The organism is Paenalcaligenes sp. GW821-LYS-B07-1, from assembly GCF_058803365.1.
Window position 1 is genome coordinate 144,486 of the sequence record NZ_CM179516.1, and the last position, 15,799, is coordinate 160,284.

15 protein-coding genes are annotated in these 15,799 nt (G+C 51.0%); 9 read left to right on the top strand and 6 right to left on the bottom strand.

Annotation, left to right across the window (positions count from 1 at the left end; translation table 11 throughout):
* Positions 1 to 98: 98 nt before the first annotated feature.
* Positions 99 to 2,723 carry a GDYXXLXY domain-containing protein gene (locus tag AC3QL0_RS00670; protein ID WP_493009611.1) on the top strand — a complete coding sequence of 875 codons (2,625 nt, stop codon included), beginning with the start codon at positions 99 to 101 and terminating at the stop codon, positions 2,721 to 2,723.
* On the opposite strand, the gene AC3QL0_RS00675 is transcribed toward AC3QL0_RS00670, so the two are convergent.
* Together AC3QL0_RS00675 and AC3QL0_RS00680 are read right to left on the bottom strand one after the other, a co-directional pair.
* The gene (locus tag AC3QL0_RS00675) at positions 2,720 to 3,181 is read right to left on the bottom strand and encodes a Smg family protein (protein ID WP_493009612.1); all 462 of its coding nucleotides are present in this window, start codon (positions 3,179 to 3,181) and stop codon (positions 2,720 to 2,722) included. The genes AC3QL0_RS00670 and AC3QL0_RS00675 overlap by 4 nt on opposite strands.
* Positions 3,182 to 3,298: 117 nt before the next feature.
* Positions 3,299 to 4,228 (bottom strand): LysR family transcriptional regulator, encoded by a 930-nt coding sequence (locus AC3QL0_RS00680; RefSeq protein WP_493009613.1) that lies wholly within the window; start codon positions 4,226 to 4,228, stop codon positions 3,299 to 3,301.
* A 479-nt stretch (positions 4,229 to 4,707) separates the two neighbouring features.
* On the opposite strand from AC3QL0_RS00680, the gene AC3QL0_RS00685 reads away from it, so the two are divergent.
* Positions 4,708 to 5,178 (top strand): DUF4148 domain-containing protein, encoded by a 471-nt coding sequence (locus AC3QL0_RS00685; protein WP_493009614.1) that lies wholly within the window; start codon positions 4,708 to 4,710, stop codon positions 5,176 to 5,178.
* A 34-nt stretch (positions 5,179 to 5,212) separates the two neighbouring features.
* Here the strand turns inward: AC3QL0_RS00685 and AC3QL0_RS00690 are convergent, their stop codons facing one another.
* Both AC3QL0_RS00690 and AC3QL0_RS00695 read right to left on the bottom strand, forming a co-directional pair.
* The gene (locus AC3QL0_RS00690) at positions 5,213 to 5,641 is read right to left on the bottom strand and encodes a YbaN family protein (RefSeq protein ID WP_493009615.1); all 429 of its coding nucleotides are present in this window, start codon (positions 5,639 to 5,641) and stop codon (positions 5,213 to 5,215) included.
* A gap of 6 nt (positions 5,642 to 5,647) precedes the next feature.
* Positions 5,648 to 6,658: an acyltransferase gene (locus AC3QL0_RS00695; RefSeq protein ID WP_493009616.1), complete on the bottom strand. Its 1,011-nt coding sequence runs from the start codon at positions 6,656 to 6,658 to the stop codon at positions 5,648 to 5,650.
* A 202-nt stretch (positions 6,659 to 6,860) separates the two neighbouring features.
* Here AC3QL0_RS00695 and AC3QL0_RS00700 point away from each other — a divergent pair, with 202 nt between their 5' ends.
* From AC3QL0_RS00700 to AC3QL0_RS00725, 6 genes are read left to right on the top strand one after another with little or no spacing between them, the layout of a single operon-like run.
* Entirely contained in the window at positions 6,861 to 7,631 is a 771-nt protein-coding gene (locus AC3QL0_RS00700; RefSeq protein ID WP_493009617.1) for a DeoR/GlpR family DNA-binding transcription regulator, read from the top strand.
* Positions 7,628 to 8,698 (top strand): ABC transporter ATP-binding protein, encoded by a 1,071-nt coding sequence (locus AC3QL0_RS00705; RefSeq protein ID WP_493009618.1) that lies wholly within the window; start codon positions 7,628 to 7,630, stop codon positions 8,696 to 8,698. Before AC3QL0_RS00700 ends, AC3QL0_RS00705 begins: the two co-directional genes overlap by 4 nt.
* Positions 8,699 to 8,716: 18 nt before the next feature.
* A complete protein-coding gene (locus AC3QL0_RS00710; RefSeq protein ID WP_493009619.1) occupies positions 8,717 to 9,979 on the top strand; it encodes an ABC transporter substrate-binding protein in 1,263 nt (420 codons plus the stop codon).
* A gap of 12 nt (positions 9,980 to 9,991) precedes the next feature.
* On the top strand, positions 9,992 to 10,879 hold the full coding sequence (locus AC3QL0_RS00715; protein ID WP_493009620.1) for a carbohydrate ABC transporter permease: 888 nt from the start codon (positions 9,992 to 9,994) through the stop codon (positions 10,877 to 10,879).
* 5 nt (positions 10,880 to 10,884) lie between these two features.
* The gene (locus AC3QL0_RS00720) at positions 10,885 to 11,736 is read left to right on the top strand and encodes a carbohydrate ABC transporter permease (protein ID WP_493011023.1); all 852 of its coding nucleotides are present in this window, start codon (positions 10,885 to 10,887) and stop codon (positions 11,734 to 11,736) included.
* Between the two features lie 9 nt (positions 11,737 to 11,745).
* Complete coding sequence (locus AC3QL0_RS00725) at positions 11,746 to 12,564, top strand: phosphodiesterase (RefSeq protein ID WP_493009621.1); 819 nt, start codon at positions 11,746 to 11,748, stop codon at positions 12,562 to 12,564.
* Here AC3QL0_RS00725 and AC3QL0_RS00730 read toward each other — a convergent pair.
* Entirely contained in the window at positions 12,561 to 13,268 is a 708-nt protein-coding gene (locus tag AC3QL0_RS00730; protein WP_135865382.1) for a GntR family transcriptional regulator, read from the bottom strand. The genes AC3QL0_RS00725 and AC3QL0_RS00730 overlap by 4 nt on opposite strands.
* Before the next feature lie 85 nt (positions 13,269 to 13,353).
* The gene (locus tag AC3QL0_RS00735; RefSeq protein ID WP_493009622.1) at positions 13,354 to 14,094 is read right to left on the bottom strand and encodes a sulfite exporter TauE/SafE family protein; all 741 of its coding nucleotides are present in this window, start codon (positions 14,092 to 14,094) and stop codon (positions 13,354 to 13,356) included.
* Between the two features lie 183 nt (positions 14,095 to 14,277).
* Here AC3QL0_RS00735 and AC3QL0_RS00740 point away from each other — a divergent pair, with 183 nt between their 5' ends.
* Positions 14,278 to 15,792 (top strand): hypothetical protein, encoded by a 1,515-nt coding sequence (locus tag AC3QL0_RS00740; RefSeq protein WP_493009623.1) that lies wholly within the window; start codon positions 14,278 to 14,280, stop codon positions 15,790 to 15,792.
* The last annotated feature ends 7 nt before the right edge of the window (positions 15,793 to 15,799 follow it).

Sequence of the window (15,799 nt, forward strand, 5' to 3'; positions counted from 1 at the left end):
TATGCGCAAGTTCCAGCCACAAGGCCTTACCATTTTTGTGTGCGCAACATTGTTTGCTACTGTACGATAGCAGAAAAAAATTATCCACACTCGGAACTATGTCTAACACTAAATCCTCAGTATCTGCCACGTTCGGTATGCCTGTTTGGCCTAGGTTTTTATTGCGGGCCTCATTGGCGTTAGCCATCCTATTATTGTGTAGCGCATTGATCAGTGTGATTGCGGCGAACTGGTCTGAGTTGAGCAAAACCATACGTATTGCCTTGGTGCAGGGCGTTATTGTGTTGACAGCCGGTTTGGCGTGGATATTACATAAACGTGGCCACGGCTGGTGGCCTGAATATGCGCCTGTACCGTTAATGATGGGGCTATCTGCCGTAGCCGTAGGTGGGCTATGGGCATTGTTAGGCCAAATCTATCAAACGGGTGCGGATCCTTGGCAACTTTTTGCCGTGTGGGCATTGACCATTACGCCATGGCTAGTGGGGCTGCGTTCTATTATCTTAGCCGTGCTGTGGATAGTGATTGTGAACGTAGCAGGCGTACTGCTAGGGTTTAACGCACTGAACATGTGGAGCCGGATGTATTGGTGGATAGACGGCCCCTTGGCTGTGACGCTGATCGTTGTTGTGCTTAATCTGTGTTTATTAGTGTTGTCCGAGGTGTGTCAGCACTATTTACGTGATCCGTTTAGGGTAGTGCCCCGTTTGCTCTCAGCTGTGGCCAGTGTTGCGCTGTTCTATTTGGTGATGGGCGGCCTAATGGAGTGGGAAGGTAGCTTCTTAAGCTATTGGTTAGGGGCATCAGTTGCGATGGCGGCAATGGCGTGGTACTACCGACAGCGTTGTCCTGATCAGGTCAGTTTGAGCTTTGTATACGGCGCTTTTTTGGCGGCGTTGATACCGTTCTTTATTCGTCTTGGTAGCGACGATATTGCGGCGTGGTTCATCTTCACAATTATAGAAATTAGTTTGGCTGTACTGCTGGCTAAAGACTTGTTGCAGCAATGGCGTAAGCATACTGTGCGTGTGGCCATCCCGCAGCAAGAAGGCGAGGCTGCCCCCACTCATACCGATGCGGCGTCACCACCTTGGTTCTTGCGTTTATTGAGGTTGGGCGCGGTATTGTTGGGCAGTGCCCTCATACTGGTGACATTAACGCTGCTTACCGACGCAGAAATCTTTAAACACTCCTTCTGGGTGATGCTGTGCTTTGTAGGCGGTGGCTTGTGGTTGTCGCGCAAAGCAGGTGAAGAAGGTCTGCAAGACATTCCCGCACTATTGGTGATCGTTGGCCTCGTGTTCAGCGGCGTGGAATGGGTCATGCAGGTAGAACAAGAAAACACGATTTATCCTCTCCTGCAGGTCATTATGGGTGTGGTGCTATATGTGTTATCACCTGTATGGCTAGTGAGGTTGCTGGCGGCTGGTTGGACCATTATCAGTGCTTTCTTGTGGCTAAATTTCCATGGTTTGGTTACCAGCTACTATTATGAGTTCCCATGGTTAACACCTTTTATGCAGTGGCAGGTGTTTGTCGTGGTGGTACTGAGTTTGGTGATTGGTGTTAGAGCCCATCAAACGCCGGAGCGTTATCGTTATTGGGCGCCTGCTATGTGGGCAGGGCTGGTTGCCAGTTTGGTGGGTATAGGCTTGATGCCGCCAGTGTTGATGTTTGGCGAGACTCTATCTGAGTGGGCACTAGGTACGTGGATACCAAGCTGGTTGCTTTTCCCCTTACCAGCTGTGGTGTTAGCGGTAGCGTTGCAGCGTCAGAAAGCTTGGTCTGTTGTCACGGCGGTAGGCGTGGTGGTGTGTGTGCTGTTGTCTGTTACGTGGGCAGGCGCGCCGACTATTTCATTGACCTTGGCGTGGTTATTGGTTGCCTATGCATGGCGCAGTCGCTTGTTGTTTGTTGTGATGCTGCTAGCGCTTTTTGTTGCGTTAGGAAAACTGTATTACGACTTCAACATTAGTCTGAATCAAAAAGCGTTGTTATTGGCATGTAGTGCCGTGGTGTTGTTGGTGTATATGACGCTGTTCCGAGGAGCAGTGAAGTCCCTAGCAGCCTTTGTTGATACAGACACTACTAGCCCAATGCCTAAGGGCATGAAGTATTTGCGCCCGGGGCCAGTAATTTTAGCCGGATTGATATTGATACTAGGCTTGGCCAATTACAACATCTGGGATAAAGAGCGTATTTTGTCGGATGGTAAGGCAATCGTATTGGAGTTGGCTCCGGTAGACCCACGTTCTTTGATGCAGGGTGATTACATGTCATTGGACTTCCAAGTGGCAAGGGACGTTTCTAGACTGAACAATGGCATACGACAACAGGACCATATAGATTCCTACGAAGAGGATGGCTCTACGGTGTGGGCGTGGTTAGCACCGCCTGTTGCAGGTGAGTTGGGCTGGGAATTGCAGGCACTGCAAAGCTCACGTGATTCAGACAAAGCCTATCAGTACCGTTATGTAGAGCTAGAAGGCGGCAGTAACCAACGTCAGATTCTTGACGTGGCAGTGCAGCCTGATTGGGTACTGTTACGCTTAGTGCGCAAGAATGGCCAGTGGGCTCCCGGTACCGATGCCTGGTTCTTCAAAGAAGGCCAAGCCTCTGTATTTGAACCTGCGAAGTTTGCCGAATTCCGCGTAGAAAATGGTATTCCACTGCTCAAACATATGCTGGATGAGCAGGGGAACGTATTAGTGGCTAAAGATTAGTGGTAGAGGCGGTCGCCGTCGTCGGTGACCAACTCTTCAAAGATCAGATGCTCGACTTCGGCATCGTTGCTCCAGAGCACGATTAACGTGATGATTTTGATCTTTTCCAAGGCTATAGGCGATTCATCTATAGCCATGGCGCGCTCGATAATGATCTCGCGCAACGTAGGCGGCAACGCGCCGGATTGCTCTAAAAAGCTGATGAAGCCCAAGGCTTCCTGACCTAAAAATTCGTATTCCAAGTCAGTATAGACGCGCAGGCTTTGTTGATGATGCAACGCCTGCAGTGGCTGGTGTTGAGCAGAAGACTCATGCAAACCATGTAACCAGCTCAATGCATCGTTGATTTCATCGTCCTCAAACCCGATGGCAGCCAGCTTGTGCGCTAGCACTTCCGCTTTAGGACAAGCCTGTGGGTTGTAATAGTTTTCAAACAAATAGACAAGAATATCGAACATAAAGCGTAGTGCCGTACAGAAATAGGAAGCGCTAAACGAAAGAAGCGTAAAACCTAGTAGCCACTTTACGCTGAATTTAGGGTGGGGGCAAATAGCATTAGCCGCGAAAAGTAGCGTTTAGCAGGCAGTACAGTTGGCTCTGGCCTCCGCATGTTGTTGTCTAGTGTGGTTAATCAGATAATCCAAGAAAACCAGAGAGCGCTGCGGTATGTGTTTACGGCTAGGCAATGCCGCATACATATTGATGAAACCTGTGCTCCACGGGTGCAGTACACGTACTAATTCACCCCGATTTAAGTACGGAGCAGCCAAGCCTAATACCACCGAAGTAATACCCACGCCATTTAAGGCTGCCGTCAGCAACGTGTCAGTGTGATTAGCAATAATCACGGGGTCTACCGCGATGCTCAGTTGTTCATCTGGCTGATCAGGGTGTCGGAATGTCCAGTTGTCCAAGCGTTCAGAGTCGCGCAGGCGTAAACAGCGGTGCTGGGATAGTTCAGACGGATGCTGGGGTAAGGGGTTACGGGCAGCGTAGTCTGGCGAGGCAACCAAAATAACTTCGGATTCCACAATTTTTCGCGCCACGATGTTGGCGTTTTCTTGCACGTTATTGCCCAACATGGTGATGTCAAAGTCTTCAATGGGTAGTGCGTATTCCGCGCCCACTTGAATCTCTATGCGTATGTCGGGGTAGGCCAAACAGAAGTCGCCCAAAATAGGGGCTACAACGTGGTACGCCAAGGCGGGGGGCGCATAGATACGCAGTCTGCCAGAGAGTGCATTGGTGTGAGCACTGACTTGGGCATCCGCTTCTTCAATGTCTTGCAGAATGTGTTGTATGCGGGCGAGATAGACCTCACCGGCATCCGTTAAATGAACGCGGCGGGTAGTGCGTTGGAATAACCGTGTTCCTAGGTGGTTTTCTAAGTCGGCCACATGGCGGGTGACGGCCGAGGGGGACATATTGAGCGAGCGTGCTGCGGCAGCAAAACCACCCTCATTTGCCACGCGTTCGAACACGTGCATAGCGAGTAAACGGCTCATAAATTACCTGTAGCAAAAATTTATTATTTCGTTTTTTGAAATAGTGTATGTCTTTTTGTCTGGTTTATCTGTTTTTTCGGTTGACTTAAAGTGTAGCCATGGATGCAGCGATACACAGTAAAGAGCATTCATCCCGTGTGAGGTACTAGGCTACACGCAAGAAAGAATAGAGTGAAGTTCTGATTTCAGTAGTGCAAAAAAAGCATTGATGGATTCCGATAAACTCTCTTTTCTACACTTCATGCAGATTCTATAGTGATTCTTATTCTTAGTTAGAAAGAACCCTATCGAGTGTTCTGGGACGTATCGCTACTACTCAAAAGCTATGAGATTGTGTGGTGTTGACCTTCCAATCGTTGAAAGGAATACAGTGAATTCCACTAATCGTAGATAGAGCAAATGCCATTGGTTAACGCTTCTATCCGTAGCTAATTAAGGTGTAGTTATTACTACTGAATTTATTGAAAGGAATCATGATTATGAAACGCATACTACCTGCTCTGAGTCTTGCTGTTGCTACACTGTTTGCTGGCCAAGTGATGGCTTTGAATGTAAATACCACCCCAACACGTGCTGATGTACAAGCTGAATTGGCTCAAGCGATCAACGCTGGTGATATGTTGTCTGGCGATTCCAGCCAAACACTGCGTGAAATGTACCCTGCCGTATACCCAGCTCAACCAGCAGCGGTAAAAACACGTGCAGAAGTACGTGCTGAACTGGAACAAGCAGTACGCGAAGGTAACGTTGTACCAGGCGAATCAAGCGCACGTTTGAATGAAATGTACCCTGCGCTGTACCCTGCCGCTCATCAAAATGCAGCAGCGAAATCCCGCGCCGAAGTACGTGCTGAATTGGCAGAGGCTATCCGTGTTGGCGATATGGTACCAGGCCAATCCAGCCAAACACTGAACCAAATGTACCCACAGCAATACCCATCTAACTCCTAATCGTTAGTATGTAGTGTCAGAAAAAAGCGAGCCTTTAAGGCTCGCTTTTTTGCGTGGGGGGTTCGGGCCTGGACCATAGCCATAGCAGCACGCACAACATGCAGCTGATAGCGATGACGCTAATCCAGAAATGTGGAGCCAGCCATAGCAATAACACGGCGCAAACACTCATACTAGCCAGCGCTGTCCACTTGGCTTGTCTATTGACCAGCCTGCCATTTTGCCAGTTGTGTAAGGAGGGACCGAAAATACGGTGATTCATCAGCCACTGATGAAAACGTGGAGAACTACGAGACGCAGCCCATGCTGAGATTAATACAAAAACCGTAGTAGGCATGCCAGGCAAAATGACCCCAATGATCGCTAGCGCAAAGCTGCATATCGCCAGAATGAACCAACATACACGCAAAAAAGCGGATTGTGCACGCTGGTCAGAGGGCGGGGGCGCAGGGGGCTGAGTCATAAGTCGTCAGGTGATACGTGTACCACCGGGCAGGGTTCGTAATAGGCGAGCCAATAACCACGACAGCATAAAAACGGTGAATGCCATCAAGGGTGTCTGCCAGACTATACCGGTTTGCGCTTGGTATAAACCAATTTGTTGTGCCAGATCTAAAAAGATAGGGTGTACGAGATAAATCCCAAAGGTGAAGGGTGCCAGCATGCGTAGTTGTGGCAGGTGGGGGCGATCTAGTATGAGTTGAAATACGGCCAATGACATCACCGGCACGGTGAGGCTAAAGGTATCGTAAAAGTAGGTGCTGAAATAGTCTTCCGAGGACAGCAGCGTAGTCCCTACTACTGTGGTTGCAATACTGGCAGCCAGTATCCAGCTCGGGTAGGGAATCACCACGCGACGCTCGAACATCATGCGCCCGGCTAAGAAGTAACTAATGTAGGGCAGAAACCAGAGCAGGAAGAAACCGTAGCTGTTGCCTTGGGTTTCTCTATACAGACTTTGCAGCATGGCGAGTACCAGCATGAACAGCAAAATATAGCGGCTTTGCCGTTGGGTACAGTGTTGGTAGAGTAAACGTAGGTAGGGGGCAAATAAATACAGTCCTACCAACATATATAAGTACCACAGGTGATAGTAGGGCTCGCCGCTTGTGGCCTTACGTAGCCATGCTTGGGCATCCATAGGCACACCTTGTTGGTGGTACATCCATGCACCCCAGAACAAGTAGAACACTGACCAGAACAGCAGCGCTGGCAAAATACGGAGACCTCGTTTCTTGTAGAACTCACCAAAGCCTTCGCGTTTAGCGGGGTCTAACAACAGCACGCCACTCACCATCACGAAAATGGGTACGCACCAGCGGGTAGCGGCATCGTACACATTGGCCCAGAACCAGTTGTGTGTGCCGTAATCGGTGGTGGTGGTTAGAGGAACGGCTGCACAGTGCAAGAGCACGACGGCCAAGGCGGCCATCCAGCGAGCAGTATCCAGTTTGGCGTAGTCAGCGTTGGAATAGGTCATAACGGCTAGGTGCAAACTCCATACCCATCACCTTAACAAAAAGGGTCGGACTACACAAAAGCCTGAAGGTTGCTGAATGTATGTGGCGCTGGGTGTTCATATGAACATTTTTATCGTCACAAAAGGTTCATATGGTAGTAATCCGAGCGTAATTTTCGTTTTTTACACTGCTACGTATTCAAATGAAAGGCAATGCAGTGTTATGAATCTTTCGGTTCGACAAGGTGGGATTGTGGAGTTGTTACGCGTGCAGGGGGCTGTGTCCGTCGACGGACTTGCCACGCACTTTAGCGTGACGCCGCAAACCATCCGACGGGATCTGAACGCACTTTATGAAGCCAACTTGGTGCGTCGTCGTCATGGTGGTGCCGAGCTAGCTGGCCATGAGCGCAATGTGTCGTTCCAGACGCGACGTATCACCCACTTTCAAGCCAAAGTACAAATAGGTCATGCTGTAGCCGCGTTGATTCCGGACGGTGCTAGCGTGTTGTTGGGATTTGGGACTACGCCTGAGCAAGTGGCTTTGGCCCTGGTGGAGCATCAGGAACTTACCGTGGTCACCAATAACCTTAGCGCAGCGATGCCGCTTAGCCAGAACCTCAGCAACAGGGTGGTAGTGGCAGGTGGCGTACTACGTCAGCCTAATCCAGAGATTCTGGGGCCTGAGGCAGAGCGTTTATTCAATAGTTTCAAGGCGGATTTTGGGGTATCAGGCGTAGGCGGTTTTGACCTGGAAGGGGCACTGCTGGATTTTGATATGGCCGAATCTGATTGCCATAAAGCCCTGCGCGGTAACTGTCGCACCCGTATCTTGGTGTTGGATCACTCCAAGTTTGGACGGTTGGCGGCGGTACGTAGTGGGTCCGTAGACGATATAGATGTGCTGGTGACTGACTTGCCTTTGCCCGTGGGCTACAGGCAGCGTATTCCAGCGCATGTACAAGTAGTAATAGCCAGTGAGGGTGCAGCATGAGTCAAGCCGCCATTCAATTGCAAGGTATAGGCAAATCGTGGGGGGATCATGCGGTACTTAAGCATATAGATCTTTCTATTCTAGAAGGTCAGTTCACCGCATTGTTAGGGCCATCAGGTTGCGGCAAATCTACATTGCTGCGCATTATCGCGGGATTAGAACAGCCCACTACAGGTAGGTTGCTGATTGATGGACAAGATGCGACGCATCAAGAGCCTGCCCAGCGCGGGCTGACTATGGTGTTTCAGTCGTATGCTCTGTTTCCCCATTTGACCGTGGCTCACAACATTCTGTTTGGGTTGCAGGTGCGAGGTGTGAGTAAAGCAGATCAACGAAAACGCTTGCAAGAAGCGTTGGCGCTGACGAATTTGGAAGGTTTAGAGCACCGTCGACCCGCACAGTTATCGGGCGGACAGCGTCAGCGTGTGGCCTTGGCTCGCAGCATTGTGTCGGGTCACCGTATTTGTTTGATGGATGAGCCGCTGTCTAACTTGGACGCCAAATTGCGCCACAGCGTGCGCCATGAAATCCGTGCACTGCAGCAGCGTTTGGGCTTAACGGTGGTGTATGTGACGCACGATCAAACCGAAGCCATGGGTATGGCTGATCAGGTGGTGTTGTTGAACGCCGGCAGCATTGCCCAGCAAGGTTCTGCACAAGAGCTTTACCAAGAACCTAACAGTATGTTCACGGCGGGTTTTATAGGTAGCCCTCCCATGATGCTAATCCATAGCGACTTTGTGCCGCTGTCATTGTGGCCCACACGCTATGGCTTTGATTTGCCACATAGGGTGTCTATAGGAGTACGCCCCGAACAATTGCAGTTGCACGAACCTACCCCGGAAAGTGTGGTGGTTACGGTCGTGCACCACGAGTTTCAAGGTGCTGATGCCTATGTGTATGTACGTCTTAAAGATGGCAACACCTTGATTGTGCGCGCGCCGCACAGCCGACGCTTTATGGCAGGAGAGCGTTGTGGATTGAGTTGGAATCCTGCACATGCTTTTTACTTCAGTCAGGACACCGGGGCGCGTTTGCAGCTGGCCTCGCCCGTGCTGGCCGCTTAACGTTTAAGAGAGATAGCGATGTTGAAAAAATTTGTGATGACTACCTCTAGTGCATTGTTGATGGGTCTAAGCGCCCAAGCGCTGAGTGCGGTAGAGCTGACCATGTACTACCCCATTTCGGTAGGCGGTCCGTTGACCGAAGTGGTAGATGGCATGATTAACGATTTCCAAGCCGAAAACCCAGACATCAAAGTGAAAGCGGTGTATTCCGGTAACTACGATGAAACGCGTGTACGCGCATTGTCAGCATTGCGTGCAGGTGAGCCTGTGCAATTGTCGGTGTTGGGTGCGTTGGATACGCATGACTTGGTTGACCAAGGTTTGGTAGAGGCCTTTAGCGATGTAGCGCAAGGCGACCAAAACAAAGCGTGGTTGAACAGTTTTTACCCTGCATTGATGGCAAACGGTACCTTGGATGGCAAGGTATGGGGCATTCCGTTCCAGCGTTCTACCATCGTAATGTTCTACAACAAAGACATGTTCCGCGAAGCAGGTCTGGACCCAGAACAGCCACCAAAAACACGTGCTGAAATGGTGGAGGCGGCCCAAAAACTGACTACCGACAAACGTTACGGCTTGATGATCCCGTCCACAGGTTACCCCTACTGGATGTTCCAAGCGTTGGCTTTGCAAAACGGCCACCAACTGATGAACGAAGACGGCACGGAAGTCTACTTCAATGACCCTAAAGCCGTAGAAGTGTTGCAGTTCTTCCAGGATTTGGCACAGAAATACAAAGTCAGCCCAGCAGGCACCATTGAGTGGGGCACACTGCGCCAAGCTTTTGTACAAGGCCAAACAGCCATGATGTGGCACACCACCGGCAACCTGACGGCGGTGAAAAACGAAGCACCGTTTGAGTTTGGCGTTGCCATGTTGCCAGCTAACGAAACAGCGGGTTCGCCTACAGGCGGCGGTAACTTCTACTTGTTTAAAGGTGCAAGTGACGAGCAGAAAGAAGCCGCGGTAGAGTTCGTGCGTTGGATGACAGCACCTGAGCGTGCAGCGAAATGGTCGATGGCAACGGGTTATGTGGGTGTGAGCCCAGCAGCGTATGAAACCAAAGCGCTGCAAGATTACGCCAAAACTTTCCCACAAGCGACCGTGGCACGTGACCAATTGGCAGTAGCTTCCCCTGAGTTTGCTACCTACGAAACAGCCCGTGTGCGTGAGTTGTTGTCTAACGCTGTGCAGTCTGCTCTGACACAGAGCAAAACACCGCAAGCCGCTTTGGATGAAGCACAAACAGCGGCTGATCGCTTGCTGCGTCCGTTTAACTAAGCTGGAACACAGATGAAACCATTGCGTGTGTTGCGAAAGGAATCGGTGTTTGCCTACTTGCTGCTTACACCCTTGTTGGTACTGTTAAGTGTGTTTGCTTTTATTCCTGCGCTGCACACGTTATGGGCCAGTCTGCAAAGTAAGGGGACGGCCCGCCGTCCCTCGCAGTTTGTGGGCATGGACAACTATGACGCCATGCTGGCAGACCCTACCTTCTGGTTGGTACTGAAAAATAACCTGTGGTATGCCGCCGTCACTATCCCCGTCTCTATCGCTTTGGCGTTATTGATGGCGTTGTGGGCGAACCGTGCCATGAGCATGCGGGCGTGGGTACGCTGTGCTTATTTCACGCCCACCATGTTGCCCATGATTGCAGCCGCCAACTTGTGGTTGTTTTTCTATACGCCTGATCTGGGCTTGTTAGATCAGATCATGAAGTGGTTTGGTGGCGGTTCTACCAACTGGCTGGGGCAACCGCAGACGGCGCTAGGAGCAGTGATGGTGGTGACCATCTGGAAAGAGGCCGGGTTTTTCATGATTTTCTATCTGGCTGCGTTGCAAACTGTGCCACCGGAACTGCGCGATGCCGCGCGTTTGGAAGGCGCGAGCCGTTGGCAGTACGGCAGACGTGTATTGTTACCGTTGTTAGCACCCACGACGTTGTTCATTCTGATTAATGCGCTGATCAACTCGGTGAAGCTGGTGGATCACCTGTTTATTCTGACCAAAGGCGGCCCAAACAACGCGTCCAAATTACTGTTGTATTGGATATGGGAAACCGCATTTGCCTACATGGATACGCCTAGTGCGGCAGTGTTGACCGTGATTCTGTTAGGTGGTTTAGGGCTGATCGCCATTCTTCAATTCCGTTACGCTGAAAAGCGTGTGCACTACCAGTAACCATGATGACTACTGTGTACCCTATTCGTAGTACCCCCGCCTGGCGTCGCGCCATTCCCGCTTTCCCGTTAGAGAATGTGGGGGCGTATTTGTTGGCCTTGTTGTGGATATCTCCCCTGTTGTACGCCTGCTGGGCAGCGTTTAGAGACCCTTCTGCGGCCTTGTCGTTAGACATGATGCAGGGCTGGACCTTAGAGAATTTCAGTGCCGCATGGGCGCGTGCGCCGTGGCTACGTTATGTGTTCAATACTACCCTATTGGTGCTGACTATTTTGGTGGGGCAGTTGGTGATTTGTACCTTGGCTGCCTACGCCTTTGCGCGATTCAAGTTTTTTGGCAGCCAGTTCCTGTTCATGTTGCTACTGTTGCAGCTGTTTATCTTGCCCGAAGTGCTGATTGTGGAGAACTTCCGCATGGTGTCTTTATTGGGCTGGACCGATACCGTGTGGGGTATGGGTGTGCCCTATATGGCTAGCGCGTTTGGGGTGTTCTTGTTGCGTCAGGCGTTTAAGCAAGTGCCACGCGAACTAGAAGACGCTGCACGCTTAGAAGGGTGCTCTAGATTGGGCGTGCTGTGGCGCGTGTATGTGCCGTTGGTCAAACCGGTGTACTTGGCCTATGCCTTGGTGTCGGTGTCGTCGCACTGGAATAACTTTTTGTGGCCGTTGGTGGTAAGCAGTTCAGAGCACACTCGCCCGTTAACGGTAGGGTTGTCGCTGTTCGGTGCGCCAGAAAGTGGGGTCAGTATCTCGTTGATTAGTGCCGCAACTTTGATGACGATTTTCCCGTTGTTGGTAGGCTTTTTACTGTTCCAAAAGCAATTTATGCAGGCGTTTCTGCGTGCTGGTATACGTTAAGGACGTGTTATGAAAATCATCCATCTTTCCGATCTGCACATTACGCCCGCAGGAAAAAGTTTGTTTGGCGAAGACCCCATCGAGCATCTGTCGCAGTGTATAGACCATATCAATAGACATCACGCCGATGCGCAGTACTGTGTATTAACAGGGGATCTTACTCATGCGGGTCACCCTTTGGCGTACCAACGGTTAGCAGAGTGCTTAACGGCCTTGAAAATGCCTGTGCGCTTTTTGATGGGCAATCACGATGATCGCGCCGCCTTTGAGCAGGAGTTTACTCAGCAGCCTTCAGAAGTGGCTGGTTTTGTGCAGCATGCTGAAGTCCTGGGTGACTATGAAGCCTTGTATTTGGATACGCTGCAAGACGGTTATACCGATGGGTATTTGTGTGAGCAGCGTTTGATGTGGTTAGAGCAGAAGCTAGCAGCCGCTACTCGCCCCATCTTGCTGTTTTCGCACCATCCTATGCCTATGCTGCAGTACCCATCCATGGATTGGCTACGTTTAAGCAATGCAGAGCAAGTCTTGCCGCTGTTAAAGCGTTGTACACAGCCGGTGCATTTGTTCTCTGGGCATGTGCATCGTTGCTCAGCGGGCGTGTGGAACGGTGTACCGTTTTTCACCGTAAACGGTACTAATCATCAGCATGAGTTGGACTTAAGCACTCCAGGGGCAGCAACGTCTACCTTTGAACCGGCAAGTTACGCCGTGATCTTGCCCCATGCTGAAGGCGTCACCGTGCATTTCCAGCCCTTTGGCTACGATGATTCTGTACGTTTTCCGTATACCGGCAGTTTAGATGCCCTGAAGTGCAGACACGCTTAAGCTTGTGAGGCGGCCTCGCTAGCCTGCATGTCTTGGTAAGCCTGTGCCGCGTTGTGCACGTGTTGCGATGCCAAGAGGTCAGCAAGGTCGCTGTTGCCGTTGATCACCGCATTTAAAATTTGAGCGTGGTCTTCCCAGTTTTGACGTATACGTTGCAGGTTGCTAGGGGCAAACAGCAGGGCAGTGCGGTCACGCAAGGAGCGCATCAGCTCGGTCAGCACAATGTTGCCAGATAGCCCAGCCAAGGTTTCGTGGAATTCGCGGTTCAACGATTGCAGCAAGTCTAAGTCTTCACGCTCAACGGCGGCTTTGCCTTGATCCAGAATCTGTTGCAGTTGTTCAATGCCTTTTTGGTTGCGACGTTGTGCCGCCAACTTGGCGTTTAAGCCTTCTAGTGCAGCACGTACTTCCGCCATGTTGTAGGCAATATCTGGGGACAGTACGGACACGGACGCACCACGGCGCGGTTCGATGGTGACCAAGCCTTCAGACGCTAATTCACGCAAGGCTTCGCGCACAGGGATGCGCGATACGCCCATTTCGGTAGCAAGTTTGCCTTCTACCAATCTATCGCCAGGATGAAACTCACCACTGAGAATACGGTCGCGCAGCTGATCGCGAATGACCGCGAATAGCGAAGCGTGGTTGTCGCCAATGCGACGATTATCGGTATTTTGAGTAGTGCTTAAACTGGTTATGCTCATGGTATGACCTTGCGAATCCAACAGGGACCAAGATTGAATTATACGGTCACCGGACGATTTAACGAATATGGTATACACATGAGCCTTAGGCTACCAGCAGGGTACGTACGATAAGTACTACAGCACTAAAGGTACACACACTGAGCAATAGCCTACGTATAACAGGCAGGCTCACTTTGTGGCGCATTTTCCCAGATAGCGCGAAACCCAGCAGCATAAAGGGATACAGTACAACGCTTAATAGTGCTTGTTGCATGGTGAATAGCCCCGCAGCGATCAGCAAAATCAACGATAAGCTGGCACCCAGAAACAAAATTAATCCTAGGGATGCCCGTAATTGAGCTGCGGCTAAATTTTGCATGGCAATGGCCAACGCAGGTGCCCCCACCGAGGTAAGGGTTCCCATAATGCCCGAGGCAATGCCTGCCAACCCCATATTGCGCGACGAGGGCAGAATACGCAGCCCTTTGGCGCTGAGGGTGACCGCTACCAAAATCATCAATGCAAAGCTCAAGTTAATCATGGTCATAGGCAGTTGGGTCATGGCCAATACGGCAATGAGCGAGCCTATAGCACGCCCTAATACGGCATAGCCCACAACAGGGAACACAATATGCTGGCGTTCGCGCAGCGCGGCGAGCAAGGAAACGCTACCACCTAAGGCCAATAATGGCCCCGGAACGAGCTCTGGAAAGGTAAGCGCCGCTATGGGAGCCACCAGCATGGCAAAGCCCACACCGCCTACTCCCTGCAAGAAAGCCGCCAGCACCACCAGCGCCGCCATTAACAGCCAAGACAGAGGGTCAACCAAACTCAGCAATGACATGAACACGTTTGCTTTTCCTTTTTTTGTATATGGTATTCAGATTGAATGTTTTAGGCTTGAATTTATCAGAGTTTTCCCCAGTATTTGGGGGTTTTATCGAATCCTAAAACAAATTGCAGATAGTATACCGACTTACGAGGTGTAGATGATTTAAATAAAAGTATAGATAAAGGGGGATGTGGCATGCCAACTGATGTAGTGCTGAGTGCGGCACATTGGGTGTATCTGATTGGGGTATTGGTGATCATTATCACCATGCTGTTTAGGGCCAACGTCGTGGTGCCATCGGTGATAGGCACGTTGGCTGTGGTAACCGCCATTACGGGTAGTCCCATTCAGGGGATTATCAGTATTTTCTCTGCCAGTTTTGTGGCGGCCAAAGAGCTGTTCAATATCTTTTTGGTGATCACGTTCATGACTGCCCTGCTGAATTCGCTGAAGCGTTTAGAGGCAGACGTGCGCATGGTGGCACCGTTTCGCAAAGTCATGGTGAATAGCACAGCGTCATTTTTGATGATTGGTGCGGCCACGTATTTCATTTCGCTGTTCTTCTGGCCTACGCCAGCCGTACCACTGGTGTCGGCAATTCTGTTACCCGCAGCTATTGCAGCAGGCTTACCACCGTTGGTGGGGGCGATGGTGATTGCTATCTGTGGCCAAGGTATGGCGTTGTCATCGGATTACATCATTGGCGTGGCGCCCGGGATTAGCGCTAAAGCCGCTGGTGTAGCAGCAGATGTGGGGCTGATTGCGGATAGAGCGCTGGTGCTGTCGTGGATTACCGGGGGCGTAGCGTTGACCTTGGCCTTCTTGTTTATGCGTCGCTACTTTAAGCCTGCAGATACCAAGTTGTTAGATGAGTGGATGGGGCAAGCACCGGACAGCACGCTGGACGAGGTGGAATCGCAAGGCACATACGACAAAGCAGAAATTGCACGGGGCACGTCAGGGTCAGAGCTGACAGCACATGGCAGTTTGAGCGAGAAAGAAAAGCGCTATTCCCGCATCTTGGCCGTGATTACGCCATTGGCATTCTTGGCCGTGATTGGGCTGATGCTGTTGCCACGTTTTATCCCTAGTTTGCCAGTGCTACGCGGCGGAGAGGCTGCCGGTTTGGTAGGTGGGGTGGCCTTTATCTTAATGACCATTGCTACCTGTATGGCTGAGGGGCCGCGCCGCACATTGGATGTGTGCCCTGATCACATGACCGACGGTTTTGTGTTTGCATTCCGTGCCATGGGCTCGGTGTTACCTATTGCGGGGTTCTTCTTTTTGGGCGCTAGCGAAGCGGCGTCTGCCATCTTAGACAGACCTTTGGATCAAACGCCTAGCCTGCTGTTTGAGCTGATTTCTGCAGGTCAACAATACATTCCTGAAAACCATTTCTTGGTGGCATTTGGGGTGCTGTTGGTAGGGATAGTGTCAGGTATTGATGGCTCTGGTTTCTCAGGTCTGCCATTAACGGGCACGTTAGCGTCAGCCCTCGCACCCGTATCGGGCCTGAGTGTGGAAACGTTGGCTGCAGTGGGCCAGATAGGTGCGATTTGGACGGGCGGAGGCACGTTAATTGCGTGGTCATCCCTAATCGCCGTGGCGGGTTTTGCACGGGTACATGTTTTAGATTTAGTGCGGGCACTGACCGTACCCGTCTTGGTGGGGATGGCCATATCCACTGCCTGCGCCGTGTTGTTCTTTTAGGTAATTA